Raw genomic sequence first — 24771 nt, 5'->3', positions numbered from 1 at the left:
CCCGGCCCCCCATCGGCGGCGCGACCCTTGAACCCGGCGGGACTTCGGGCCACCTATCGACAAGCCAGATGAACAGGAGCACCCCATGACCGCACGCCCGCTATTCGACGCCAACGCCTCTGCCGGGGGCCGCGACCTGGGCGATCTGCCGGAATGGGACCTGTCCGATCTCTATGCCGCGCCCGACGCGCCCGAGCTGAAGCGCGATCTCGACTGGCTGGAACAGGCGTGCCAGAGCTTCGCCGCCGATTACGAGGGCAAGATCGCCGGGCTCGATGCGACCGCCTTCCTCGAGATGGTCCAGCGCCACGAGAAGATCGAGAACATCGCGGGCCGCATCATGTCCTTCGCGGGCCTGCGCTATTACCAGAACACCACCGATTCCGGCCGCGCGAAGTTCCTTTCGGACTGCCAGGAAAAGGTGACGGTCTATACCACGCCGCTGGTGTTTTTCTCGTTGGAACTCAACCGCGTCGAGGACGATGTTTATGCGGCGCTCTTCGCCGATGCGCAGCTCGCGCGCTACAAGCCCGCCTTTGATCGCATCCGCGCGCTGAAGCCCTACCAGCTGTCCGACGAGATGGAGAAGTTCCTGCACGACATGGGTGTCGTGGGCGATGCCTGGGAGCGGCTCTTCGACGAGACGATCGCCGGGCTCGAATTCGAGATCGACGGCGAGGTGATGGGCATCGAGGCCACCCTCAACAACCTCACCGAACAGGACCGCGACAAGCGCGAGGCCGCCGCGCGCGAGCTCGCCCGCGTCTTCGGCGCCAATATCCGCACCTTCTCCCGCGTGCACAACACCCAGTCCAAGGAGAAGGAAATCCTCGACCGCTGGCGCGGCATGCCCACGCCCCAGACCGGGCGGCACCTGTCGAACGACGTCGAGCCCGAGGTGGTCGAGGCGCTGCGCAACGCGGTCGTCGCGGCCTATCCCAAGCTCTCGCACCGCTATTACGAGCTCAAGCGCAAATGGCTTGGCCTCGACGTCATGCAGGTCTGGGACCGCAACGCGCCCCTGCCGATGGAGACGACGCGCGTGGTCGGCTGGGACGAGGCGCGCGAGACGGTGATGAACGCCTATTCCGAGTTCGACCCGAAGATGGCCGAGATCGCCCAGCCCTTCTTCACCGATGGCTGGATCGACGCCGCGGTGAAGCCCGGCAAGGCGCCCGGCGCTTTCGCGCACCCGACCGTCACCGACGTGCACCCCTACGTGATGCTGAACTACCTGGGCAAACCGCGCGACGTGATGACGCTCGCCCATGAGCTCGGGCACGGCGTGCACCAGGTCCTGGCCGCGGGTCAGGGCGAGATGCTGGCCTCAACGCCGCTGACGCTTGCCGAGACCGCGTCGGTCTTCGGCGAGATGCTGACCTTCCGGCGCATGCTGCGGAACGCCAAGGACGACGCCGAGAAGAAGGTCCTGCTCGCGGGCAAGGTGGAGGACATGATCAACACCGTCGTCCGCCAGATCACCTTCTACGATTTCGAGTGCAAGCTGCACGAGGCGCGGCGCGGCGGCGAACTCACTCCCGACGACATCAACGCGCTCTGGATGTCGGTGCAGGCCGAAAGCCTCGGGCCCGCCTTCGAATTCATGGAAGGATACGAGACCTTCTGGGCCTATATCCCGCATTTCGTGCATTCGCCCTTCTACGTCTATGCCTATGCCTTCGGCGACGGGCTGGTGAACGCGCTTTACGCCAATTACGAAGAGGCCCCAGAGGGTTTCCAGCAGAAGTATTTCGACATGCTCAAGGCGGGCGGGTCGAAGCACCACACCGACCTTCTTGCGCCCTTCGGCCTCGATGCGACCGACCCCGCCTTCTGGGACAAGGGCCTGTCGATGATCTCGGGGCTGATCGACGAGCTCGAGGCGATGGAGGACTGAGGGTTTCGCCAGACCGGCGCGCGCGGCTTCTCGCGCGCCGTTTTGCCGCCCTCGGCTCCGGGAAGAGCCCAAGAGCCCGCCGGACGGAGTGCGGCGCCGTCCCGCCCCTTCACCTTTCCGGATAAACGCATAAACCCGCAGCCGCCCCGCGATCCGCAGGGGCGGCGCGAGCATGTCAGGCGACGCGGACCTTCGAATAGGCCTCGGGCAGCCGTTCCAGCCCCGCTTCCGCGCTTTTGACGAACGCCTTCGAGTAACCGAGCTTCAGGCACAGCGCCGCGCAGGCCGCGCGCAGCTCCGGCCGCACGGTGAAGTCGTAATCCCCGTCGAGCGCGAAATTGTAGGCGTCGCGCTCCTCGTCCGGTTCGGGAATGTGGATGCCCGCGAGGTCGTGATACATCATCGGCAGCGCGGTCGATTTCTCGCCGTAGAGGTCCTCGAACCGGTAGAGCGGCGCGTCATGGGCCTGGCAGCTCTCGTGGATCAGCGTGTTCGCCTCGAGCCAGTGAAACAGCAGCTTCTCAAACGGCGAAAAATCCGTCCAGTCCTGCCCGAGGTCGCGATGGATCACGCGTGGATCGCTGCCCCGGATGAAACCGCAGCGCTGCATCGCGTCCTGGCGCGCGCCGGTGAAGAGATCATGGGTCAGGAAACTCGCCGCGACCTTGTAGGGATTGCGCACGAGGCCCACGAAGGACACCCGGTCGCCGAAACGCCATTTGAGGAACGTGGCCCATGTGAAGGTCGTCCACCCGATGGAGCAATAGCGCCCGCCGCTGTCCAGCAAGGCCTCGATCTCGTCGAGCTTGGCGGCGATGGCCGGATCGCGCTGCCTGATCTCGGCGCACATCTTCGGCTTGCGGAAGGTCTGGCGCGGGTTGTAGCGGGCGCGCAGCGGCTCATGCTCCACCAATCCCTTGAACCCGGATTTGAGGATGGTGTTGTAGATGTTCTGCGTCGAGACGCGTCCCGTCGACAACAGGAACGTTGCCTTGCCCGTGTTCATGTCGCTGCCTGCCCGTTTTCTTTTCAGCTTGCGACGGTCGCGGGCCTGCGCGCAACCATGGCGGTCCCGTGCCGGGGCGATACGGGCGCTTCTCCGGGCCATTGTTGCAATAAGGATTCGGTCCGGGGGCCGCGCTATTTCAGCTGGCTGTCCTTCGATCCGCGCCGATTGATGCCGCCGCGCGGCGCCGCACGGCCGTCTCGTTCGCTCTGGCAGTCGATGCAGAGCTTGACGCCCGGGATCGCCGCGCGCCGCGCCTCGGGGATCGGCTCGTCGCATTCCGCGCAATGGGTCCGGCTCTCGCCCGAGGGGCCGCGCCGCGCCTTCAGCCGCGCCAGCTCGTCGTTGATCGAGGCTTCGATCTGTTCGTTCACAGCGCCATCGCGGCTCCAACCGCCTGCCATGCCCGGACCTCCCTGAGGTTGCGGAACGCCCGCGCCCGCAGCTGTGATTTGACCGCGGCGCCGACGCCCTAGAACATAGGCGACACGAGGAGGCATTTCCATGATCCGCACGTTCACAGCGCTCGCAGCGTTCCTGTTCTGGGCCCTGCCCGCCGCCGCGCTCGATTTCAGCTTTCCCTCCATCGACGGCGGCACGCTCGAGATGGCCGATTGGGAAGGCCGGCCCGTCCTGGTGGTGAACACCGCCTCGCGCTGCGCCTTCACCGACCAATACGATGCGCTGCAGGCGCTCTATGACCGCTACCGCGAGCAGGGGCTCGTGGTGCTGGCCGTGCCTTCCGACGATTTCCGCCAGGAGCTTTCCAGCGACGCCGAGGTCAAGGAATTCTGCGAGGTGAATTTCGGCCTCGACCTGCCGATGACCACGATCACCTCCGTGCGCGGCGCGGCGGCGCATCCCTTCTACGCCTGGCTGCGCGACACGGCCGATTTCGCGCCCACCTGGAATTTCAACAAGGTGCTGATCGGGCCCGAGGGCCAGTTGGTTGCCACCTATGGCGCCACCACCCGGCCCCTCGCAGCGGTGCTCACGCGCGAGATTGACGCGCTGCTCAGCCCGCCACGCGGGTAAGGGCGGCGTAGATCTCGTCCTTCAGCGCCGCGCGGGTGCGCCGCTTCTGCGTCTGGGTGGCGTCATCCGTGGGTGTCACATCCGTTTCCATGCGGTGAATTTCGGCGTTCACCTCGGAATATTGCTCCACCAGCCGGGCGAAATGCGCGTCGCTCTGGCGCAACTCGGCGATGCGGGCTTTGTGCTCGGGGAAATCCTCGGCAAGCTGGTGCGGGACATGGGTCATGGGAAGGCCTCCTGTTGGCGATACGTGTCGCCCCACCCTTGCCGGAGCGGGATTCCGACCGCTTTGATCGGGATCAATCCGGATCGGCCTGCATGAAAAAAGCCGGGCCATGCGAGGCCCGGCCATGTCCGTTCAGCGCTGCGCCTCCTGCCAGCGCGGATGTATCCACGGCTCGGCATTGGCGGGCGGCAGCGACCGGCCCAGCACGTGATCGGCGATCTTCTCGCCCACGAGGATCGAGGGCCCGTTGAGATTGCCGTTGGTGATGCGCGGGAAGATCGAGCTGTCGGCGACGCGCAACGCGTCCACGCCGATCACCCGGCCTTCCGGATCGACCACCGCGTCCGCGTCATCCGCCCGGCCCATCCGGCAGGTGCCGCAGGGATGATAGGCGCTTTCCGCATGCTCCCGCACGAAGTCGTCGAGTGCCGCGTCGCTCTGCACCGCCTCGCCCGGCTGGATCTCGAAATCCGCGTAGGGCTTGAAGGCGTCCTGCGCGAAGATCTCCCGCGTCAGCCTTATGGCCTTGCGGAACTCGGTCCAGTCGTCCTCGTGGCTCATGTAGTTGAAGGCGATCTTCGGCGCGTCCTCGGGATCGGCGGACCGCAGCGTGACCGCGCCCCGCGACTTCGACCGCATCGGCCCCACATGCGCTTGGAAGCCGTGCCCCTCGGCGGCGGCCTGCCCGTCATAACGCACCGCGAGCGGCAGGAAGTGGTACTGGATGTCCGGGTAATCGACGCCCTTGTCCGAGCGGATGAAGGCCGCGCTCTCGAACTGGTTCGACGCGCCGGGCCCGGTCTTGGTGAAGAGCCAGCGCGCGCCCACATAGGCCTTGCCCAGAAGGCTCCAGTACTTGAACAGGCTCACCGGCTTCTTCGCGGCCATCTGGATGTAAAGCTCCAGATGGTCCTGCAGATTCTGCCCCACGCCGGGCCGGTCGGCGACCACCTCGATGCCGTGCTCCTTCAGATGCGCGGCGGGCCCGATCCCGGAATGCATCAGCAGTTTCGGAGAGTTGAGCGAGGAGGCCGCGAGGATCACCTCGCGGCTGGCCTTCACCACTTCGGTCCCGTTCGGGAACCGCACCTCGACCCCCGTCGCGCGGCCGTTCACCATCACCACGCGCCGCGCCATGCCGCGCACGACCTCGGCGCCCAGCTTCTGCGCCGGGCGCAGATAGGCATGCGCGGCGGACCAGCGCACGCCCTTGTGGATGGTGGCCTCCATCGGTCCGAAGCCTTCCTGCTTTTCGCCGTTGTAATCGTCGGTGGTCTCGTAGCCCGCCTCGCGGCCCGCCTCGACGAAGGCGCGCGTCAGCGGGTTGTCGCGGGGCCCGCGCGTGACATGCAGCGGCCCGTCGGTGCCGCGCCAGCCGTCCTGGCCGCCATGGCTGGTCTCCATGCGCTTGAAATAGGGCAGCACGTCGGCATAGCCCCAGCCATCGGCGCCCTGGTCGCGCCAATGGTCGTAATCCTTGGCGTGGCCGCGCACATAGACCATGCCGTTGATCGACGACGAGCCGCCGATCACGCGGCCGCGCGGCGTGGCCAGCCGCCGCCCGCCCAGATGCGGCTCTGGCTCCGACTGGTACCCCCAATCGTACATCTTCATGTTCATCGGGTAGCTGAGCGCCCCCGGCATCTGGATGAAGGGGCCGCCATCCCAGCCGCCCTCTTCGATCACGATCACCGATTTGCCCGCTTCCGCGAGCCGGTAGGCCATGGCGCAGCCTGCGCTGCCGGCCCCAACGATCACGTATTCCGCTTGCATCTTACGCTCCTTCACGTGTCTCCGGGGCGGGTCAAGGATGGCCCCCCTGGGGCCACCGCGGCGTGCCGCGGCCTGTCCTTGAGGCGCACCGGAGGCACCTCACACTTGTCATGGCGCCTTGAGGGCAGATCTGCCCCTCAGGCGCCTCTCCAGCACATTTCCGACATCCCACGCCCGCAGGCCTGCCTCGACCGCTCGGCACGGTCTCGGCGAGGACGCCCGCACGGGCGGAGGAGCGGCCCTAGAACGGCGCCTCGACCCGGCCCATGCGCACATAGACCGACTTCAGCTGCGAATAATGCTCGATCGCCGCCTTCGCGTTCTCGCGTCCGACGCCCGACATCTTCACGCCGCCGAAGGGCATTTCCACCGGCGCGTCGTTGTAGGAATTGATGAAGCAGGTGCCGGCCTGCAATTGCCCGATCACCCGGTGCGCGCGGGAAATATCGCGGGTGAACACCCCCGCCGACAGCCCGTAGGGCGTGTTGTTGGCCCGCCGGATGCCCTCTTCCTCGGTCTCGAACTCCAGCACCGACAGCACCGGCCCGAAGATCTCCTCGCGCGCGATGGTCATCTCGTCGGTGACGTTGTCGAAGATCGCGGGCGTCAGCCAGAAGCCGTCGCGATCGAGCCGCGTGCCGCCGGTGACCAGCCTCGCGCCTTCCTCGACGCCTTTCTTGAGGTAGCCCTGCACGATCTCCATCTGCCGCTGGCTCACCATCGGGCCGAAATTCGTGGCCTCGTCCATCGGATCGCCGATCACCGCGCCGTCGAGCCGTTCCTTGAGCCGCGCGACGAACCGCTCCTTCAGGCCCTTCTGCACGAAGACCCGCGTGCCGTTCGAACAGATCTGCCCCGAGGAATAGAAATTCCCCAGGATCGCGCCGCCCACCGCGTCATCGAGATCCGCATCGTCGAAGACGAGCATGGGCGACTTGCCGCCAAGCTCCATCGTCACGTGCTTCAACTCGCCCGCCGCCGCGGCATAGACCTTCTGGCCGGTGGGCACCGAGCCCGTCAGCGACACCTTGTCGACGCCCGGATGCGTGGTGAGCGTGGCGCCCACGGGCCCCATCCCCTGCAGCACCTGGAACAGCCCGTCCGGCAGCCCCGCCTCGGTCAGAATCTCGGCCACCTTGAGCGCCGAAAGCGGCGTCGTCTCCGATGGCTTGAAGATCATCGCGTTGCCGCAGGCCAGCGCCGGGGCGGCCTTCCAGCATGCGATCTGCGTGGGATAGTTCCAGGCACCGATCCCGACGCAGACGCCCAAGGGCTCGCGCATCGTGTAGGCCCAGTCCTCGCCGAGCTGGATATGCTCGCCGGTCAGACCCGCCGCGATGCCGCCGAAATATTCCAGCGCATCCGCGCCCGAGGTGGCATCCGCCACCAGCGTCTCCTGCAGCGGCTTGCCGGTGTCGTAGGTCTCCAGCACCGACAGCGGGCGGTTGCGCTCGCGCATGATCTGCGCCGCGCGGGTCAGGATCCGGCCGCGTTCGCGCGGCGAGGTCCTGGCCCATTCGGCCTGCGCCCGGCGGGCCGCCGCGATGGCCTTCTCGATCACCGCGTCGGTCGCCTGATGCAAGCGGCCGATGACGGCCCCCGTCGCGGGGTAGATCACGTCGAAGGCCTCGCCGGCCGTGTCTTCCAGATAGGCCCCGTCCACGTAGTGGCTGGCCTTGGGTTGCGTGTCGTAATGCTCGTCCATCGTCATTCTCCTCTCGGGAAGCGTTGGCGTGTTTCGACCTCGTTGAGGTCCATGTGATTGCGCATGTAACGCTCGGACGCGTCGCGCAGCGGTTGAAAATCCCACGGGTAATAGCCGCCCTGCCGCAGGGCCTCGTAGACCACCCAGCGCCGGGCCTGGCTTTGCCGCACCTCGGCATCGAAGGCCTCGAGATCCCAGCGCGCCGCGGCCTCCTGCCGGAAGGCCTCCAGCGTCGCCGCAGTGGCGGGATCGTCCGCGAGATTGGTCAATTCGCCGGGATCGGCGGCGAGATCGAAAAGCTGCTCGGGATCGAGCGCGCAATCGGTGTATTTCCACCGCCCCTGCCTGAGCGCCACGAGCGGCGAATAGGAGCCTTCGGCGGCGTATTCCATCGCCACGGGGCTCTTGCGCGCGCCGCCCTGCCCCAGCCGCACGAGGCTTTCCCCGGTCGTCCAGGGCATGACCTCTGCCATCGACACCCCCGCAAGATCGCAAAGCGTCGGGCAGAGATCGATGGTCGAGACCGGCGTTTCCACTAAGCCCGGCGCCATGTCCGGGGCCGCGATCATCAGCGGCACCCGCGCCGAGCCCTCGAAGAAGCTCATCTTGAACCAGAGGCCCCGCTCGCCCAGCATGTCGCCGTGATCGGAGACGAAGACCACGATGGCCTCCTGCCCGGTCCGTTCCAGCACGTCGAGGATTCCGCCGATCTTGTCGTCCAGATACGAGATATTGGCAAAGTAAGCCCGCCGCGACCGGCGGATATCGTCCTCGGAGATCTCGAAGCTGCGCCAGTCGTTGGCGTCGAAGATGCGCTGGCTGTGGGGGTCGTGATCCGCGTAATCCATCGCCGGAACCGTCGGCAGCAGGTGGTCGCACTCCTCGTAGAGATCCCAGTATTTCCGCCGCGCCACATAAGGGTCGTGCGGATGGGTGAAGCTGACCGTCAGCATCCAGGGCCGCGCGTCCTGTCCGCGCGCCAGATCGTAGAGCTTCTGCTCGGCCTCGAAGGCCACCGCGTCGTCGTATTCCATCTGGTTGGTGATCTCGGCCACCCCCGCGCCCGTCACCGAGCCGAGGTTGTGATACCACCAGTCGATCCGCTCGCCCGGCTTGCGGTAATCCGGCGTCCAGCCGAAATCGGCGGGATAGATATCCGTGGTCAGGCGGCTCTCGAAGCCGTGCAGCTGGTCGGGCCCCACGAAATGCATCTTGCCCGCAAGACAGGTCTGGTAGCCCGCGCGGCGCAGATGGTGCGCATAGGTCGGGATCGACGAGGCGAACTCGGCGGCGTTGTCGTAGACCCCCGTTTCGGAAGGCAGCATCCCCGACATGAAGGCCGCCCGCCCCGGCGCGCAGAGCGGCGAGGCGGTATAGGCATTGGCGAATCGCGTCGAGCGCGCCGCCAGCGCGCCGAGATGCGGCGCATGCAGCCATGCCTCCGGGCCGTCCGGAAACAGCGTTCCGGTCAGCTGGTCGACCATGACGACAAGGATGTTGGGCCGTTGCGTTGCGCGTTCTGTGTTCATGCCCCTAGAGGTAATGCGCACTGATTGACTCGTCAATCAATATCCCGGAACGGCGGTATCCGGACATGAAAACGCCCGGCAGCTCATGGCTCCGGGCGTCACCGTTCGGGATAAGTCATGTGTCGGATCAGGCCTCGATCATTCCGAGGACGGACATCTGCGGCAGGCGGGCCACTTCGTAGCCCAGGTCGGTCTTGCGCAGGTTGTAGCCGTAGCCGCGCATCCGGAAGCGCCATTCGGTGTCCGACAGCACCTTGGCGCGCTCTCCCAGCACGAAGCTGGCCACATCGTCGAAATTTTCGGTCAGTTGGTTTTCTGCAAACATACCATTTACTCCATTCGGTCACACACGGGCACAACCGGCGCCCGCAGGACCAATCTTCCGGAAAAATGGGGCAAGATCTTGCCTCCGGCGTGATCTTTTCTGGAACGGAAACAGTTAAGGACAGATCAATGCTTCGTTGCGTGAAACGCAGGTGTGATCCGCCGCCGGTTCGCCCGCGCCTCGCGCCAGGTCATAAACACCACCGCCGCGACGATCAGCGTGCCGCCGGCGATGACGAAGGGATCGGGCGGCTCGCCGAAAAAGGCCGCGCCGATCAGCACCGACCATACGAGCTGCAGGAAGATCACCGGCTGCGTGACGGTGACCGGTGCGGCGGCGAAGGCGCGCGTCATGGTGTAATGCCCCGCCGTGGCGAAGAAGGCGACGGCGAAGAGGATGCCGATCTCGCCCCAGCTCGGCCAGACCCAGTTCAAGAGCGCGAAGGGCAGCAGCGCCAGCGTGACCGTTGCCGACAGCATCGCCACCACCACCGAGGCCGGCAGCTCGTCCGACAGGATCTTGGCCAGAAGATAGCCCCCCGCGAAGCTGAGCGCGGTCACCATCATCGCGAAATGCCCCGGATCGAGCACCCGCATCCCCGGCCGCAGGATGATCAGCGCCCCGAGCAGCGCCGCCACGATGGCAAGGATGCGCGGCGCCTTCATCCGCTCGCCGAGGAAGGCGACCGCCAGCAGGCTGACGAAGACCGGGTTGAGGTAGTTCATCGCCGTCACCTCGGCGATCGGGATGCGGGTCATCGCGAAGAACCAGCAGATCACCCCCAGCCCGTGCATCAGCCCCCGGATCGAGAACAGCGCCCAATGCCGCCGCGTGAGCCGCGCCGCCGCCAGCACGCGCCAGACCGGGATCAGGAAGACGAGCCCCAGCAGGTAGCGCAGAAAGGCGCTTTCGGCGGGCGGGATGCGCGTGCCCAGCGCCTTGACCAACGCCGTGACCATCACGAAGCAGACGCCCGTCACGACCATCCAGAGGATGCCCTCAAGCGGGCGTTGCACAGCTTGGAACATGGCGCCATCTGAGGGGGCGCTGCCCGGGATTGCAAGGTCGCGCTCAGCCAAGGAAAAGCGAGACCGCGATTGCATACATGGTCAATCCGACCGCCACGTCGAGGATCTGCCAGGCCCGGGGCCGCGCGAAGATCGGCGCCAGCGCCCGCGCGCCGTAACCCAGCGAGAAGAAGAAGACGAAGGAGGCCGTGACCGCGCCGAAGCCGAAATGCAGCGGACTCGGATATTGCGCCGAAAGCCCGCCCAGCAGCACCACCGTGTCGAGATAGACATGCGGGTTGAGCCAGGTGAGCCCGAGACAGGTCAGGATCGAGGCGCGCAGGCTCGACGCCGCCTGCCCCGCCTCGAGCGCGTCGCTGCCCTTCCAGGCCGAGATAAGCGCGCGGCTGCCATACCAGAAGAGGAACGCCGCCCCGAAGATGCGCATCGTGTCCTCGAGCCAGGGCATGCGCTGCACCAGCGCGCCGAATCCCGCCACGCCCCCCGCGACCAGGAGCGCATCCGAGATCGCGCAGGTCAGCACCACGGGCAGGACGTGCTGGCGCATCAGGCCTTGGCGCAGGACGAATGCGTTCTGCGCACCGATGGCCAGGATAAGGGAAAAACCGAGCGTGAAGCCCGCAAGGACAGACTGCATCGCCTATCCATGGCGAAACCCGCATCGGCTTGCAAGCATTGCGGGAACCCCGGGCTTGCCCCCGCCCCGCCTCCTCCCCTATATGAACGCCGATCCCGCAACATGAGACGTGAGTGAGGCAGACATGGCCGGCCATTCCAAATGGGCGAATATCCAGCATCGCAAGGGACGGCAGGACGCCGCGCGCTCCAAGCTGTTCTCGAAGCTGTCCAAGGAAATTACTGTCGCCGCCAAGATGGGCGACCCCGACCCCGAGAAGAATCCCCGCCTGCGACTCGCGGTGAAGGAAGCAAAGTCGCAATCGGTCCCGAAGGACGTGATCGAACGCGCCATCAAGAAAGCCACCGGCGGCGACAGCGAGGCCTATGAGGAGATTCGCTACGAAGGCTACGGGCCCAACGGCGTCGCGGTGATCGTCGAGGCGATGACCGACAACCGCAACCGCACCGCGTCGAACGTGCGCTCCACCTTCTCCAAGAACGGCGGCAACATGGGCGAGACCGGCTCGGTGGGCTTCATGTTCGAGCGCAAGGGCGAGGTCATCTACCCCGCCTCAGCGGGCGACGCTGACACGGTGATGATGGCCGCCATCGAAGCGGGCGCCGAGGACGTGGAAAGTTCCGAGGACGGCCACGTGATCTGGTGCGCCGACACGGATCTGAACGAGGTGTCGACCGCGCTCGAGGCCGAGCTCGGTGAAAGCGAGACGACGCGGCTCGTGTGGAAACCCGCCACCACGACCGAGCTCGATCTCGAAGGCATGCAATCGCTGATGAAGCTCGTCGATGCGCTCGAGGACGACGACGACGTGCAGCGCGTGACCACCAATTTCGAAGCCTCTGACGAGGTCATGGCGCAGCTCTGAGCCCCGCGCTCAGGCCCGCCTGCCATCCACGCGTCCCAGCTCTGCGGGGCGCGCGCCGCCCCTGTCACGGCCGGACCGGAAATACCTCCGGGGAGCGCGAGGGGCTGGCCCCTCGCTTTTCCGCGCGCGCCGCGGACAGGCGGCCCAGATTCCGCACACTTCCCGCCCTCACCAAAGACGATAAGGAAATGCGCTGATTGCGCGATCCGCTCTGGACCGGCCATGCCGGACCGGTGGCGCGCGGCAGAGCGAGGGGCGCTGCCCCTCGCGCTCCCCGGAGGTATTTTTGGTCCGATCGTGACATGCCCGCGGCGCCGCCACCCGGAACTGGGACGCGCGGGCGGACAGGCGGCGGGCTCAGAGGTCGAAGCGGCCCTGATCGACGTTCTTGTCGAGGCGGTCCGCCGGGAAGACGCGGCCGTTCATCACACCCCAGATGCCGGGCGCCAGGATCTGCGCGGCCAGGACGGCGCCGCCCAGGTTGAATTCCCCGTCCGAGGCGTAAAGCGAGAAGGGCCGCATCGCGCCAGTCAGGACCACGCATTTGTCGGTGTCGGGCAGGGTCGCGGCGAGGTGGCGCGCGGTCTGGCCCATCGTGCCCGTCCCGTGGGTCAGCACGATCGCGGGTTCGGGCGCGGCGCGGACCGCCTCCGCGATGGCGGCGCGGTCCGCATCGTCGAAATAAAGCGAATCCTTCAGCATCAGCTTTTCCACGACCGGGAAATGGCAGCGCCCGATGCGCAGCATTTCCGGCAGATGCGTGGCGCCGTCGGGCGAGAAGGCGAGCCCTTCGCTGGCCGGGTCGTGGACCTTGTCGATGGTCCCCCCGGTCACGATCACGCGCAGGTCCTTCCTCGCCGGATGCCCCTGCCCAATCACTGGCTGTCCCGCTCGGCTTCGAGGCGGCGATAGGCCGCGACGTTCTCGTTATGCTCGGCCAGCGTCTCGGCGAAGAGGTGCCCGTCCGCCGGATCGAGCGTGCGCGCCACGAAGAACAGGTACTCCGTCTCGTCGGGATTGAGCGCCGCGCGGATCGAGGCGCGGCCGGGATTGGCGATGGGCGTGGGCGGCAGCCCGTCGATCACGTAGGTGTTGTAGGGCGTCTCCGCGCGCAGCTCGGACTGCCGGATGCCCCGGCCCAGCGTGCCCTCGCCATTGGTGATGCCGTAGATCACCGTCGGGTCGGTCTGCAGCCGCATGCCCTGGCGCAGGCGGTTGATGAAGACGGAGGCGACCTGCGGACGCTCCTCGGCGCCGCCGGTTTCCTTCTCGACGATGGAGGCCAGGATCAGCGCCTCGGTCGGGCTTTCGAGCGGCAGCCCGTCGGCGCGGTTGGCCCATTCATCGGCGAGGATGATGTCCTGCGCCCGGCGCATCCGTTCGACGAGGCTCGCGCGGGTGTCGCCCACCGACACCTCGTAGCTGTCGGGCGCCAGCGATCCCTCCGCGGGCACCTCGACCTCGCCCTCGAGCACGTCGACGGATTTCAGCTCCTCGATGACCTGCCAGCTCGTCACGCCCTCGGCCAGCGTCACGCGGTAGCGCGTATCGGCGCGGGCGCGCACGTCGAGGAAGGGCTGCGGCGGCTCTTCGGCGGCGGGATCGAACTCGGCGATCTCCACGAAGCGGCCGGTGGCGGGGTCAAGCTCGCGCACCTCGACCTCGGCATTGGTGACGCCGATCCGGTAGACCACTTCCGTACCGCAGGTCGACGCGCCGCCGCGGGTCACGATCTCGACGATCTGCCGCATCGAGGCGCCCTCGGGCACGAGATAGGAGCCCGCCTTCAACTCCTGCGTCTTGTCGGCGTAATCCGCCCCGAGCCGGAACAGCATCCCCGAGGACACCGCGTTCTGCGCGGCCAGATCCTCCGAGACCCGCGTCATGTTCGTCCCGCGCGGCACTTCGAGGCAGATCGGCTCGGTCAGCGGGCCCGATGTCTCGTATTCCCGTTGCGCCCAGATCAGCATGCCGCCGAAAAGGAAGACGACGACGACCAGGAAGGTCAGCGCGTTCGAGGCGATATTGCGCCACATGGGGTTCGTCCTGCTCTTTATTGCGAGAGGCCCGCCCGTCCGGGCAGGCCCTTCGTTCAAATTGTGCCGTCTCGCGGCGCCGGGGAAAAGCCCGCCGGCCCGCCGGGCGCGCGGAATTCAGCCGACCGCTCAGGCGGGCTTCGAGAAGATCACGCTGGCATTGGTGCCGCCGAAACCGAAGGAATTGGACAGCGCATGGGTGATCTCGCGCACGACCTTGGCGTTCGGGGCGAGGTCCACCTTGGTCTCGACCGCGGGATTGTCGAGGTTGATCGTCGGTGGCGCCACCTGGTCGCGGATCGCGAGGATCGAGAAGATCGCCTCGATCGCGCCCGCGGCCCCCAGAAGGTGCCCGGTGGCCGACTTGGTCGACGACATGGTGACCTTGGAGGCCGCGTCGCCCATCATCCGCTCCACCGCGCCGAGCTCGATCACATCCGCCATGGTCGAGGTGCCATGGGCGTTGATATAGTCGATATCGGCGGGCTTCAGCCCCGCATTCTTCAGCGCCGCCCGCATCGAGCGCTCACCGCCCTCGCCATCCTCGGAGGGCGCGGTGATGTGATAGGCGTCGCCCGAAAGGCCGTAGCCCGACACCTCGGCGTAGATCGTGGCGCCACGCGCCACCGCGTGGTCGTATTCCTCCAGCACCACGACGCCCGCGCCCTCGCCCATCACGAAGCCGTCGCGGTCGGCGTCATAGGGCCGGCTCGCTTTCTGCGGATCGTCGCTGCGCTTGGTCGAGAGCGCCTTGCAGGCGTTGAAGCCCGCGATGCCAATCTCGGAGATGGCCGCTTCGGCCCCGCCCGCGATCATCACGTCCGCATCGCCGTGCTGGATTAGCCGCGAGGCGTCGCCGATGGCGTGGGCACCGGTGGAGCAGGCCGTCACCACCGCGTGGTTCGGCCCCTTGAAGCCGTAGCGGATCGACACCTGCCCCGAGATGAGGTTGATGAGCGCGCCCGGAATGAAGAACGGCGACACCTTGCGCGGCCCTTTCTCGCGGATCAGGATCGCGGTCTCGGCGATGGAATTCAGCCCGCCGATGCCCGAGCCGATCATGACGCCGGTGCGCAGCCGGTCCTCTTCGTCCTCGGGTGTCCAGCCGGCCATCTGCACCGCCTGCTCGGCTGCCGCGACACCATAGAGGATGAAGTCGTCCACCTTGCGGCGATCCTTCGCGGCCATCCAGTCATCGGGGTTGAAGCTGCCGTCGGACCCGTCGCCCCAGATCACCTCGCAGGCATAATCCGTGGCCAGGTGCGAGGCGTCCCACTTGGAGATCGTGCCCGCCCCCGATTGGCCCGCGAGGATGCGGCTCCAGCTTTCCTCGACCCCCGTGGCAAGCGGGGTCACGAGGCCCATTCCGGTGACGACGACACGACGCATGCGGCGGCCCTTCTCGCTCATTTCTCTGTCAGCACCGGCTCTTATCGCGGCCATGCCCACGGAGCAAGACCGCGCCCGCGCCGCAGCGCAGCGCAAGACCGCGAAAAACACGCCCCGGCAGGATCATGCCCGGATCATGCCCAGTCGGGGCCGAGATCCGCCGCCGCCCGGTCGATCCAGTTTTCGCGCAGCCACGGACAGGGTTTTGAGAAGCGGATGAGCGAGCCGCGATAGCCGTCGATCGCCTCGTCCATCTTGGGATGGCCGTGAAAACACACGACGCGCGCCTCTTCGGGCAGGTGCGGGGGCCGCAGGTAATTGCCGGGGAACGGGTTGCAATCGTATTTGAACGACACGACCCACGCCTCGGGGATGTAGGTGAAAAGCCCCCGGTCCATCGCCTTGTGCGAGGTGTAGCGCTGCTCGGACCCGCGCGCCTTCTCCACCTCCGCATAGGGGTTGGCCGCCAGATCGTCATAAAGAAAGCCGTGAAGCTTCGGGTCGAAGCGGAAGACCGAGCCATGCCCGGTGGGCCGCCCCTTGCGCTTCTCGGTCCAGTCGTGGCGCATGGCGACATCGCCCGGCGCAAGCTCGAGGATCGGGGTCAGATCGCCGGTGATGACCACGTCGAGATCGAAGCCCAGCACCGGCCCTTCGAGATTCGGAATGAGGCCGCGCCGAAAGAGCGAGGTCTTGCGCATGGCCCCCTGCCGGTTGGCCACCGCGAGCGCCGCGTCCATCTGGGCGCGGAAGGGTTCCTCGGGCAGGTCCAGCACCTCGATATCGGGATGCAGGCCCCGGGTCACGTCCGTCATGCAAAGGAAACGGACGGGGCCCGCAAGGTTCCGCCGCACGCCGGAATAGAGCCGGTTGACGTATTCCGGCCCGAAAAGCGTGCCCCACTTGATGCAGATGATGGTGGCTTGGGTCATGGGGGACCGGTTAGCAGAGCCGGGATGGCGGGGGAAGTGCGTGCCCGCCATCGCGTGCCGCCGGGCTGCCGCCCGCCCCGCCCCGGCTCAGCCGGACCCGGCGCCCGGCCCCGGCCTCAGAACGTCACCGCCCGGCGATAGAGGTGCCAGGTCGCGTGGCCCAGAAGCGGCAGCACGATCACCAGCCCGATGAAGGCCGGGATCGACCCCAGCACCAGCAGCGCCGCCACCAGCGCGCCCCAGACGATCATGGTCCGCGGGTTCCTGCGAAACACCCGGTAGGAGGTCGCGATGGCCGCCGGCACGCCGATATTGTGATCGAGCAGCAGCGGAAAGCTGATCGCGCCGGTGATCAGCACCGCCAGCGCGAAGAGGCATCCCACCGCCATGCCGAGCACGATCATCGCCCAGCCCGCCCCGGTGGTCAGCACCGCCGCGGCGAAGCCCGTCAGCGTCTCGGGCGGCACCGGGCCCAGCGTGACCAGCCAGATCAGATGGGCCACCAGAAGCCACGCCAGGAACAGGACCGCGAGGTAGAGCCCCAGCACCAGGATCGCGCCGAAATTCGGCGACCGGACCACGTGCAGCGCCACCAGCCAGGAGACCGGCTGCCCCGTCTCGCGCTGGCGGCTGACCTCGTAGAGCCCCACCGCCGCGAGCGGCCCCAGCAGCGCGAAGCCCGCCGCGACCGGGAACAGGATCGGCAGCATGTTCATGTTGAACCCGATTGCCGCGAGCAGCACGCCCACGACCGGGTAGACGAGGCAGATGAACATGACGTCCGTCCGCGCCGCCCCGAAATCCGCCCAGCCCTGCCGCAGCGCGTGGCGCAGATCCTCGAGAGTCAGCGCCTGCACCTCGGGCGTGACCTCCTCGACCCCGCCGATGCCCTCGACGCTGTGCGAGACATGCCCGGCCGCACCGGCGAGGCGGTGCATCGTCCAGGACAGGGGATTGCCGATTGTCTTGACCATAAGAGACCCTCCGGTGTGCTGCGCCACATGCGGGAGAGCTCGGACGTCGCCCGGGTGGCCAGGCAGTATGGTGTCATGGGGCCAGTCTAGCAGATCGCCGCGGCGCGGTCAGTCACGAATGGGGGACGGGGGGCGCGCTTCGGGGGGGGGGCCGTCGCACGCCGGAATAGAGCCGGTTAACATATTCCGGCCCGAAGAGCGTGCCCCACTTGATGCAGATGATGTTGGTACGGGTCATGGGGTGGGGTTTAGCGGAGGGGTCCCGTGGGGGGAAGGCCGAGTTCAAATATCACGTTACCTAGAAGCCTAAAAAAATAAAATCTTCGTAGAAAACTCTTTCATCCAAACCTCGACGATTTTGGATTAGTTTGAGCATCTCAGCGTTATCAGGACCATACTCCCATAAGCGCCTAGCACCACCACCGCCTGCACCCGTAGAGAGCGCTTTGATATAGTAATTAGAAATCAAGCCAAGTGTATCATCAACGCGTGATAGCTTTCGATAAAATCGAGAAATAAATGACCCAAGAGCAGAGAAATTCTCTCTATGACCTGTCCCCTCACCCCAAGAAAAGACGCTCAAGCAATGGTAATTTGTTGTAGCGATAGGCGCATAGTCGATTCTAGCAAATTCATTCTTTTCAGTTTCAATTACCGTTGGAGTAACACCAAGTTTCTCACTCACCCATGACCCCATATTGTGTACGCAGAAAAGATCAACCATATGAACTGGATCCTTGACATGCAGCTTGTCGTGTTCCTCGATAGCTTTGGAAAGTTCGTCAACTGCAGCCTGTGAAGGCTCTTTCTCATAGGAATGCGCAAGGACGCCAAACTCAAAAATCCTATGGTATTTTTCATAGAAGAAATTTTCTCCTTTGATCTTTTTTCTTCTTAAACGATCTTCATACTCACCTTTTGAGATTTCAGATAAAGCAACTGAGTTTTTAAAAATTTTTTCGAGATGCTGCCGTCTTAAGGTCAACTTGCACTCAAATACTGCAGCAACACCAGAAGCCAAGTACATTTTCTTATCCAACAAGAACTTCGGGTAACTTGGCCACAAGACGACCACATCGCACTGAGGAGACGCTGCTCCATCACTTCCGATAACTCTTCCTTTGGTTACCACATGAAAATGGTTCGGCAGCCACTCTCTTAAAATCTGCGCCCAAGTTTCTTCAGCCTGGTCACCGGCTGTTCCAGGATCTTCCTTCACCCGTTTCTGTATTGTCTTATAATCATAGTTTAGCTTTGCATTAACGCTATCCAAAAATAACGCCAAATCATGCTTTTCACTTTCCATATTTTAAAAACAGCTTTCTAAAGATTTGCATTAACTCAATACCCACTCTCCGACACCAACACCCGATGCCCCGGCCCCACCTCCTCGTACACATTCGCCACAGGCTCATACCCCACCGGGTGAATGGGTGACGGGATCGGCTTGAAGTTCAGGTCGCGCTCCGACTTGCGCCGCGCAGGGTCCGCGATGGGCACCGCCTTCATCAGCGCCTGCGTATAGGGGTGGCGCGGGTCCTCGAAGACGGCGCGGCGGGGGCCGATCTCGACGATCCGGCCCAGATACATCACCCCCACATGGTGCGACACGCGCTCCACCACCGCCATGTCGTGGGAGATGAACAGGAAGGACAGCCCCAGCTCCGCCTGCAGTTCCAGCATCAGGTTCAGCACCTGCGCCTGCACCGACACGTCGAGCGCCGAGACCGCCTCGTCCGCGACAATGAGCTTGGGGTTCAGCGCCAGCGCCCGGGCAATGGCGATCCGCTGGCGCTGCCCGCCCGACAGCTCGTGCGGATAGCGCTGCATGAAGCTGCGCGGCAGCTCCACCCGGTCGAAGAGGTTCGCCACCTTGTCGCCGATCTCGTCCTTCGAGAGTCCCATCCCGCCGTAATTCCACAGGGGCTCCGCCACCTGGTCGGCCAGCTGCATCTGCGGGTTGAGCGACGCGAAGGGGTCCTGGAAGATCATCTGCATGTGGACCCGCGCGCGCCGCAGGTCGCGGTCGTTGAGCCCGATGATATCGGTGCCGTCCAGATCGACCGTCCCCGACAGCGGCTCCACCAGCCGCAGGACCGACCGCCCCGCGGTGGATTTCCCGCAGCCCGATTCGCCCACGAGGGACAGCGTCTGGCCCCGGTTGATCGTGAAGGACAGGTCCTCCACCGCGTGCACGTTCGCCACGATCCGCCGGAAGAACCCGCCCTGCACCGGAAAGCGCGTGGTCAGCCCCTCGACCCGCAGCAGCGGCGTGGTCGTGCCGGGGATCGGATCGGTGTCCTGGTCGTCGCGCCCCACCAGCTTCATCGGCGCGGGTGCATCGGTGCCCGCCATCTCGCCCAGTTTCGGCACCGCCGCCAGCAGCGCCTGGGTGTAGGGATGCTCGGGCGCATCGAAAATCCGCGCGACCGGCCCCTCCTCGACCTTCTCGCCGCGGAACATCACCACGACGCGGTCGGCCATCTGCGCCACCACCGCCATGTCGTGGGTGATGAACATCACCGCCGTGCCGGTCTCGCGCTTCAGCCGGTCGATGAGCGCGAGGATCTCCGCCTGGATGGTCACGTCGAGCGCGGTCGTGGGCTCGTCCGCGATCAGCAGCCGCGGCTTGCAGGCGAGCGCCATGGCGATCACCACCCGCTGGCGCATCCCGCCCGACAGCTCGTGCGGATATTGCTGCAGCCGCCGCACGGGCTCGGGGATGCGCACTTCGCGCAGAAGCTCCAGCGCCCGCGCCCGCGCGGCGCCGCGCGACAGGCCGCGATGCACCCGCAGCCCCTCGGTCAGCTGGCGTTCGATGGTGAAGACCGGGTTGAGCGCGGTCATCGGCTCCTGGAAGATCATGCCGATCTCGTTGCCGCGGATCTGCCGCATCAGATCCTGATCCGCCCCGGCGAGGTCCAGCGCGCCTCCGGTCTTGCGGTCGAACAGGATGCGCCCGCCCGCGATATCGCCGCCCGAGAACTCGATGAGCCGCATCAGCGACAGCGACGAGACCGACTTGCCCGATCCGCTTTCGCCCACGATGCAGACCGTCTCGCCCGGCGCGATGGCGAAGGAGACGTCCTTGACGCCCGCGACCCGGCCGCTCTTGGTCTGGAATTCCACCCGCAGGTTGTCGATCCGAACGATGGGATCGGGGGTCTCGGTGTCGAGCATGGGATGTCCTTCGGAAGGCCTCGGCCCGCAACCCTAGGAAGACCGCGGGGCGGAAGTCAAACCGCCGCGCATCCGCGCCGGGCCGCCGCACCCGCCCGGCCCCGGTCTCTGCCTATCGGGCGGGCAGCGGCGCAACAGAGCGGTCCGACATGACGCCAAAGCTTGCATTTTTCCCGGTCTGTGGTTTCGTCTATGCCTTGTCGGGCCCGGCCCGCCGCCGGACGCCCCGGCAGCGGCATTGCCCGCCAGACGCAAGACGGTCCGGAACGAGACCGACACCAACACGGGAGAGACTTCATGAAAATCAAGACCTTGCTCATGGGGGCAGTGGCCATCACCGGCCTTGCACCCGCTGCCTTCGCGGAGCGCGCGTCGGACGGCCAGGTGAACATCATCTATTGGCAGGCGCCGTCGATCCTGAACCCGTTCCTGACGGGCGGCACCAAGGATATCGAGGCCGCCTCGCTCGTGCTCGAGCCTCTGGCGCGCTACGACGAGACCGGCGCGCTGGTGCCGTGGCTCGCGGCCGAGGTGCCGACACTCGCCAATGGCGGGTTCAGCGAGGACAAGACCCAGCTCACATGGAAGATCCAGGAGGGCATCGTCTGGTCCGACGGCACGCCCTTCACCTCGGCGGATGTGAAGTTCACCTACGAATATTGCACCGACCCCCAAGGCGGCTGCGCCCAGCTGGCGAAATTCGAGAACGTGGCCAGCGTCGAGACCCCGGACGATCTGACCGTGGTGGTGACCTTCGACAGCCCCGTCTCCAACCCCTACCAGCCCTTCGTGGGCGCCCAGAGCCCGATCCTGCAGCAGGCGCAATTCGCCGATTGCACCGGCGCCAATGCCCCCTCCTGCACCGACCAGAACTTCTATCCGATCGGCACCGGCCCCTTCACCGTGGCCGAGTTCAAACCGAACGACGTCATCACCTTCGAGGCCAACGAGAATTTCCGCGACCCGGCCAAGCCTGCCTTCGCGACCGTGAACTTCAAGGGCGGCGGCGATGCCACGGCGGCGGGCCGCGCGGTGATGGAGACGGGCGAGTTCGACTACGCCTGGAACCTGCAGCTCGCCCCCGACGTGATCGCCTCGATGGAACAGGGCGGGATGGGCACGCCCGTGGCCGGCTTCGGCACCGGCGTGGAGCGCGTCATGCTGAACTGGACGAACCCCGACCCGGCGCTCGGCCCCGATGAGCGCGCGGTGATTGGGCCGCACCCGTTCCTGCAGGAACCGGCGGTCTTCAAGGCGATGTCCATGGCCATCGACCGTCCGCTTCTCAGCGAAGTGGGCTACGGCGACGCGGGCAAGCCCACCTGTTCCTGGGTCGCGGGCCCCGAGATCTACGCCATCGAGGTCGAGGGCTGCTTCGAGCAGGACATCGCCGGCGCCAACGCGCTGCTGGATGAGGCAGGCTTTGTCGACAGCGACGGCGACGGCATCCGCGAAGCCAATGGCGTGCCGATGTCGCTGGTCTTCCAGACCTCGACCAACGCCGTGCGCCAGGACTTCCAGGCGCTGCTGAAGCAGTGGTGGTCGGAGATCGGCATCGAGACCGAGCTGCGCAACATCGACGCCTCGGTCTTCTTCGGCGGCGATCCGGGCAGCCCGGACACGTTCCAGAAGTTCTACGCCGATATCGAGATGTACCAGAACACCTTCGACGGCACCGATCCGCAAAGCTATTTCGGCAATGGTCTGTGCGACAAGATCCCCTCGCCCGCGACCCAGTGGCAGGGCGAGAACGTGTCGCGCTTCTGCATGGAGGAATACGACGCCCTTCATGCCCAGCTGACCCAGATCGACGATCCCGAGGAGCGCGTGCGCATCAGCCAGGAGCTGAACCGCCTCGCCTTCGAGAACGGCATGATGATCCCGCTCGTGCATCGCGGGCGCATCTCGGCGGCCTCCAACACGCTGGGCGGCGTGGTCCTGAACGTCTGGGACAGCGAGCTGTGGAACGTCGCGGACTGGTACCGCATCGACTGATCCGACCCTGACGAGACGTGCAGGCCGGCCCCGCCCGGCCTGCACCATCGCATGACCGTCCCACAGACCTGACCCGAGGCGCCGCATGCTGACATTCATCGCGAGACGATTGCTTCTCTCGATCCCGACGCTTCTCTTCATCTCGTTCGCGGTCTTCATGCTGCTGCAGCTGGCACCCGGCGATCCGATGGCGCAGGTGCCGCTGACCGTGCCCGACGCGGTGAAGGAAAAGATGCGCGAGGCACTCGGCCTCGGCGAGCCGCCGCTGGTGCAATACTGGAAATGGCTGGTGCAGGTCTTCTGGATCGAGCCCAAGGTGCTGATCGACTACCTCACCGCCTCCTCGACGCTCTTCTCCTGGCTTCCCGACACGGCGCTCTATCAGGGCGAGCTGCGCGTGATCTCCTGGCAGACCCGCTCGCCGGTGATGGACATCGTCGTCCAGCGGATGCCGCAGACGCTCTGGGTGGTGGGGCTGGCCTATGTGGTGGGCGTGCTGATCGCGCTGCCCATCGGGGTCTATTCCGCCTACCGGCAATATTCCGTCTTCGACCAGGCGGGCACCTTCGTGACGATGATCGGCTTTTCCATTCCGCCCTTCTTCACCGGCCCGCTTCTGATCGTGATCTTCTCGGTGGGGCTCGGCTGGTTCCCGTCGATCTACGACACCACCCACGAGGTCACCGACTGGGACAGCTTCGTGGTGCAGCTGCAGCAGATGATCATGCCGGTGATGGTGCTGGCGCTGCAGACCACCGCGCAGATCTCGCGCTACATGCGGGCGGCGATGCTCGACAATCTCGGCGCCGATTACGTCCGCACGGCGCGGGCCAAGGGCCTGTCCGAGGCGGTCGTGGTCAATATCCACGTGCTGCGCAACTCGATGATCCCCGTGGTCACGGTCATCGCCCTCGGGGTGCCCGCGATCTTCGGCGGCGCGATCATCACCGAGAACGTCTTCAAGGTGAACGGCATCGGCCAGCTTCTCATCACGGCGCTCTTCGCCAACGACCTGCCGATGGTGATGACGCTGACCTTCATCTTCGCGGTACTCATCGTGCTCTTCAACCTGATCGCCGACGTGCTCTACGGCGTGCTCGACCCGAGGATCCGCTATGACTGAGCCCGTCCCCGCAAGCCCCAAGGCCATCGAAGCGCTGCGCGACGAAGGCCCGCTCGCCCCGCCGCGCAGCCAGGCGGCGGATGTCTGGGCGCAGTTCCGCAAGCACAAGGGCGCGATGATGGGGGCGGCGGTGCTGATCTTCATCACCCTCGCGGTCCTGCTCGGCCCCTATATCTGGACGCTCGATCCGCAGCGGCTCGACATCCGCAACAAGGATCTCAGGCCGATCTATACCGCCCTCTGGGACGGCACCGCCAATGTGAGCTGGGGGCATCCCTTCGGCACCGACAATCTCGGGCGCGACCAGCTCGCGCAGATGATCGCGGGCGGGCGCGCCTCGCTTGCGGTTGGCTGGGCGGCGATGGTGCTGTCGCTGCTGATCGGCACCGGCGTCGGCGTGCTGGCGGGCTATTTCCGCCGTCTCGACGGCCCGCTCATGCGGATCACCGACCTGTTCCTGTCGCTGCCGATCCTGCCGCTGCTGCTGGTCGCGGTGACGCTCTTCCGCCAGCCGCTGCGCGCCGCGTTCGGACCCGAGGGCGGCATGTTCATCCTGATCGTCACCATCGTCGGCATCACCTCCTGGATGCCCACCGCGCGGATCGTGCGCGGCGACATCCTCGCGCTGAAGGAACGCGAGTTCATTCTCGCCGCGCGCTCCATCGGCACGACCTCCGGCAAGATCATCCGCCGCCATCTTCTGCCCAACGTCCTGTCGCCGATCATGGTCTCGGCGACGCTCGGCCTCGCCACGGCGATCATCACCGAATCGGCGCTGTCCTTCCTCGGCGTGGGCTTCCCGTCCGACTTCCCGACCTGGGGCAAGATGCTGGCCGACGCGGTGCCGCGCATGTCCGAATTCCCCGAACGCGTGGTCCTGCCCGGCACCGCCATCTCGCTGACCGTTCTGTCGGTGAATTACCTGGGCGACGGGCTGCGCGACGCGCTCGATCCGCGGTTGCGCGGGCGCTAGGGGCTGAAAAATAAGGACAGCCTTTCGCCCCGGCCACCGCCCGGCAGGAGGGCTGTCATGCCGCGCCGCGCTGCGCGACACGCCCATTCCGCCTTTGCGGCGCCAACCGGAACAGCGTTCTCTGAAACCGCCCCCGAGCGGCG

At 66.0% G+C, this 24771-nt stretch carries 22 protein-coding genes and 1 pseudogene; 6 read left to right on the top strand and 17 right to left on the bottom strand.

The features are described 5' to 3' along the window. Positions 1-85: 85 nt before the first annotated feature. Positions 86-1897, top strand: coding sequence for a M3 family oligoendopeptidase (locus tag BW990_RS14230; protein WP_076448856.1), 1812 nt, complete (start codon positions 86-88; stop codon positions 1895-1897). Positions 1898-2072: 175 nt separating this feature from the next. Here BW990_RS14230 and BW990_RS14225 read toward each other — a convergent pair whose 3' ends face one another. Both BW990_RS14225 and BW990_RS14220 read right to left on the bottom strand, forming a co-directional pair. Further along, a complete protein-coding gene (locus BW990_RS14225) occupies positions 2073-2903 on the bottom strand; it encodes a hypothetical protein (RefSeq protein WP_076448854.1) in 831 nt (276 codons plus the stop codon). A gap of 134 nt (positions 2904-3037) precedes the next feature. Then, complete coding sequence (locus tag BW990_RS14220; protein WP_076448852.1) at positions 3038-3307, bottom strand: DksA/TraR family C4-type zinc finger protein; 270 nt, start codon at positions 3305-3307, stop codon at positions 3038-3040. A 100-nt stretch (positions 3308-3407) separates the two neighbouring features. Between BW990_RS14220 and BW990_RS14215 the strand changes: the two genes are divergently transcribed. Then, positions 3408-3938, top strand: a complete 531-nt coding sequence (locus BW990_RS14215) for a glutathione peroxidase (RefSeq protein WP_076448850.1) — start codon at positions 3408-3410, stop codon at positions 3936-3938. Here BW990_RS14215 and BW990_RS14210 read toward each other — a convergent pair. From BW990_RS14210 to BW990_RS14180, 7 genes are all read right to left on the bottom strand, one after another. Then, the gene (locus BW990_RS14210) at positions 3919-4164 is read right to left on the bottom strand and encodes a YdcH family protein (protein WP_076448849.1); all 246 of its coding nucleotides are present in this window, start codon (positions 4162-4164) and stop codon (positions 3919-3921) included. The genes BW990_RS14215 and BW990_RS14210 overlap by 20 nt on opposite strands. 132 nt (positions 4165-4296) lie before the next feature. Beyond that, positions 4297-5937 (bottom strand): choline dehydrogenase, encoded by a 1641-nt coding sequence (gene betA, locus BW990_RS14205; RefSeq protein WP_076448847.1) that lies wholly within the window; start codon positions 5935-5937, stop codon positions 4297-4299. Positions 5938-6178: 241 nt separating this feature from the next. Continuing rightward, the gene (betB, locus tag BW990_RS14200) at positions 6179-7642 is read right to left on the bottom strand and encodes a betaine-aldehyde dehydrogenase (protein ID WP_076448846.1); all 1464 of its coding nucleotides are present in this window, start codon (positions 7640-7642) and stop codon (positions 6179-6181) included. A gap of 2 nt (positions 7643-7644) precedes the next feature. Further along, on the bottom strand, positions 7645-9171 hold the full coding sequence (betC, locus tag BW990_RS14195) for a choline-sulfatase (RefSeq protein WP_076448845.1): 1527 nt from the start codon (positions 9169-9171) through the stop codon (positions 7645-7647). A 127-nt stretch (positions 9172-9298) separates the two neighbouring features. Continuing rightward, positions 9299-9496, bottom strand: a complete 198-nt coding sequence (locus BW990_RS14190; RefSeq protein ID WP_076448844.1) for a hypothetical protein — start codon at positions 9494-9496, stop codon at positions 9299-9301. A 125-nt stretch (positions 9497-9621) separates the two neighbouring features. Next, positions 9622-10524 carry a DMT family transporter gene (locus tag BW990_RS14185; protein ID WP_076448843.1) on the bottom strand — a complete coding sequence of 301 codons (903 nt, stop codon included), beginning with the start codon at positions 10522-10524 and terminating at the stop codon, positions 9622-9624. Positions 10525-10567: 43 nt separating this feature from the next. Next, a complete protein-coding gene (locus BW990_RS14180) occupies positions 10568-11161 on the bottom strand; it encodes a LysE/ArgO family amino acid transporter (protein WP_076448842.1) in 594 nt (197 codons plus the stop codon). A gap of 124 nt (positions 11162-11285) precedes the next feature. On the opposite strand from BW990_RS14180, the gene BW990_RS14175 reads away from it, so the two are divergent. After that, the gene (locus tag BW990_RS14175) at positions 11286-12026 is read left to right on the top strand and encodes a YebC/PmpR family DNA-binding transcriptional regulator (protein ID WP_076448841.1); all 741 of its coding nucleotides are present in this window, start codon (positions 11286-11288) and stop codon (positions 12024-12026) included. A gap of 357 nt (positions 12027-12383) precedes the next feature. Here BW990_RS14175 and BW990_RS14170 read toward each other — a convergent pair whose 3' ends face one another. From BW990_RS14170 to BW990_RS14145, 8 genes and pseudogenes are all read right to left on the bottom strand, one after another. Then, the gene (locus tag BW990_RS14170; RefSeq protein WP_234990267.1) at positions 12384-12866 is read right to left on the bottom strand and encodes an asparaginase domain-containing protein; all 483 of its coding nucleotides are present in this window, start codon (positions 12864-12866) and stop codon (positions 12384-12386) included. 35 nt (positions 12867-12901) lie between these two features. After that, positions 12902-14062: an endolytic transglycosylase MltG gene (gene mltG, locus BW990_RS14165; RefSeq protein WP_076448839.1), complete on the bottom strand. Its 1161-nt coding sequence runs from the start codon at positions 14060-14062 to the stop codon at positions 12902-12904. A gap of 129 nt (positions 14063-14191) precedes the next feature. Next, positions 14192-15451: a beta-ketoacyl-ACP synthase II gene (gene fabF / locus BW990_RS14160; protein ID WP_076448994.1), complete on the bottom strand. Its 1260-nt coding sequence runs from the start codon at positions 15449-15451 to the stop codon at positions 14192-14194. 134 nt (positions 15452-15585) lie between these two features. Next, a complete protein-coding gene (locus BW990_RS14155; protein WP_076448837.1) occupies positions 15586-16383 on the bottom strand; it encodes a glycosyl transferase in 798 nt (265 codons plus the stop codon). Positions 16384-16499: 116 nt separating this feature from the next. Beyond that, on the bottom strand, positions 16500-17357 hold the full coding sequence (locus tag BW990_RS14150; RefSeq protein WP_076448834.1) for a DUF2189 domain-containing protein: 858 nt from the start codon (positions 17355-17357) through the stop codon (positions 16500-16502). Positions 17358-17508: 151 nt separating this feature from the next. Further along, positions 17509-17595: pseudogene (locus tag BW990_RS22550) on the bottom strand (glycosyl transferase); the annotation flags it as partial. Positions 17596-17655: 60 nt separating this feature from the next. Next, entirely contained in the window at positions 17656-18663 is a 1008-nt protein-coding gene (locus BW990_RS21475; protein ID WP_143526206.1) for a DUF6602 domain-containing protein, read from the bottom strand. 35 nt (positions 18664-18698) lie between these two features. Beyond that, the gene (locus BW990_RS14145; RefSeq protein ID WP_076448832.1) at positions 18699-20537 is read right to left on the bottom strand and encodes an ABC transporter ATP-binding protein; all 1839 of its coding nucleotides are present in this window, start codon (positions 20535-20537) and stop codon (positions 18699-18701) included. Between the two features lie 297 nt (positions 20538-20834). Between BW990_RS14145 and BW990_RS14140 the strand changes: the two genes are divergently transcribed. The 3 genes from BW990_RS14140 to BW990_RS14130 all read left to right on the top strand — a co-directional run bounded on the left by BW990_RS14140 (position 20835) and on the right by BW990_RS14130 (position 24628). Then, entirely contained in the window at positions 20835-22532 is a 1698-nt protein-coding gene (locus BW990_RS14140; protein WP_076448830.1) for a peptide ABC transporter substrate-binding protein, read from the top strand. A gap of 85 nt (positions 22533-22617) precedes the next feature. Further along, positions 22618-23655 carry an ABC transporter permease gene (locus BW990_RS14135; protein WP_076448827.1) on the top strand — a complete coding sequence of 346 codons (1038 nt, stop codon included), beginning with the start codon at positions 22618-22620 and terminating at the stop codon, positions 23653-23655. After that, positions 23648-24628: an ABC transporter permease gene (locus BW990_RS14130; RefSeq protein ID WP_076448825.1), complete on the top strand. Its 981-nt coding sequence runs from the start codon at positions 23648-23650 to the stop codon at positions 24626-24628. The genes BW990_RS14135 and BW990_RS14130 overlap by 8 nt, the downstream gene beginning before the upstream one ends. Positions 24629-24771: the final 143 nt, after the last annotated feature.

The sequence above is a fragment of the Roseivivax lentus genome, assembly GCF_900156805.1.
GTDB lineage: Bacteria > Pseudomonadota > Alphaproteobacteria > Rhodobacterales > Rhodobacteraceae > Roseivivax > Roseivivax lentus.
The sequence above is the reverse complement of the archived record's forward strand: the minus strand, read 5'-3'. Positions and strand labels throughout refer to the sequence as shown.

Coding starts and splice junctions, on each gene's coding strand:
- BW990_RS14230 (WP_076448856.1), top strand. CDS start 86: ATGACCGCACGCCCGCTATTCGACGCCAACGCCTCTGCCGGGGGCCGC.
- BW990_RS14225 (WP_076448854.1), bottom strand. CDS start 2,903: ATGAACACGGGCAAGGCAACGTTCCTGTTGTCGACGGGACGCGTCTCG.
- BW990_RS14220 (WP_076448852.1), bottom strand. CDS start 3,307: ATGGCAGGCGGTTGGAGCCGCGATGGCGCTGTGAACGAACAGATCGAA.
- BW990_RS14215 (WP_076448850.1), top strand. CDS start 3,408: ATGATCCGCACGTTCACAGCGCTCGCAGCGTTCCTGTTCTGGGCCCTG.
- BW990_RS14210 (WP_076448849.1), bottom strand. CDS start 4,164: ATGACCCATGTCCCGCACCAGCTTGCCGAGGATTTCCCCGAGCACAAA.
- betA (WP_076448847.1), bottom strand. CDS start 5,937: ATGCAAGCGGAATACGTGATCGTTGGGGCCGGCAGCGCAGGCTGCGCC.
- betB (WP_076448846.1), bottom strand. CDS start 7,642: ATGGACGAGCATTACGACACGCAACCCAAGGCCAGCCACTACGTGGAC.
- betC (WP_076448845.1), bottom strand. CDS start 9,171: ATGAACACAGAACGCGCAACGCAACGGCCCAACATCCTTGTCGTCATG.
- BW990_RS14190 (WP_076448844.1), bottom strand. CDS start 9,496: ATGTTTGCAGAAAACCAACTGACCGAAAATTTCGACGATGTGGCCAGC.
- BW990_RS14185 (WP_076448843.1), bottom strand. CDS start 10,524: ATGTTCCAAGCTGTGCAACGCCCGCTTGAGGGCATCCTCTGGATGGTC.
- BW990_RS14180 (WP_076448842.1), bottom strand. CDS start 11,161: ATGCAGTCTGTCCTTGCGGGCTTCACGCTCGGTTTTTCCCTTATCCTG.
- BW990_RS14175 (WP_076448841.1), top strand. CDS start 11,286: ATGGCCGGCCATTCCAAATGGGCGAATATCCAGCATCGCAAGGGACGG.
- mltG (WP_076448839.1), bottom strand. CDS start 14,062: ATGTGGCGCAATATCGCCTCGAACGCGCTGACCTTCCTGGTCGTCGTC.
- fabF (WP_076448994.1), bottom strand. CDS start 15,451: ATGCGTCGTGTCGTCGTCACCGGAATGGGCCTCGTGACCCCGCTTGCC.
- BW990_RS14155 (WP_076448837.1), bottom strand. CDS start 16,383: ATGACCCAAGCCACCATCATCTGCATCAAGTGGGGCACGCTTTTCGGG.
- BW990_RS14150 (WP_076448834.1), bottom strand. CDS start 17,357: ATGGTCAAGACAATCGGCAATCCCCTGTCCTGGACGATGCACCGCCTC.
- BW990_RS21475 (WP_143526206.1), bottom strand. CDS start 18,663: ATGGAAAGTGAAAAGCATGATTTGGCGTTATTTTTGGATAGCGTTAAT.
- BW990_RS14145 (WP_076448832.1), bottom strand. CDS start 20,537: ATGCTCGACACCGAGACCCCCGATCCCATCGTTCGGATCGACAACCTG.
- BW990_RS14140 (WP_076448830.1), top strand. CDS start 20,835: ATGAAAATCAAGACCTTGCTCATGGGGGCAGTGGCCATCACCGGCCTT.
- BW990_RS14135 (WP_076448827.1), top strand. CDS start 22,618: ATGCTGACATTCATCGCGAGACGATTGCTTCTCTCGATCCCGACGCTT.
- BW990_RS14130 (WP_076448825.1), top strand. CDS start 23,648: ATGACTGAGCCCGTCCCCGCAAGCCCCAAGGCCATCGAAGCGCTGCGC.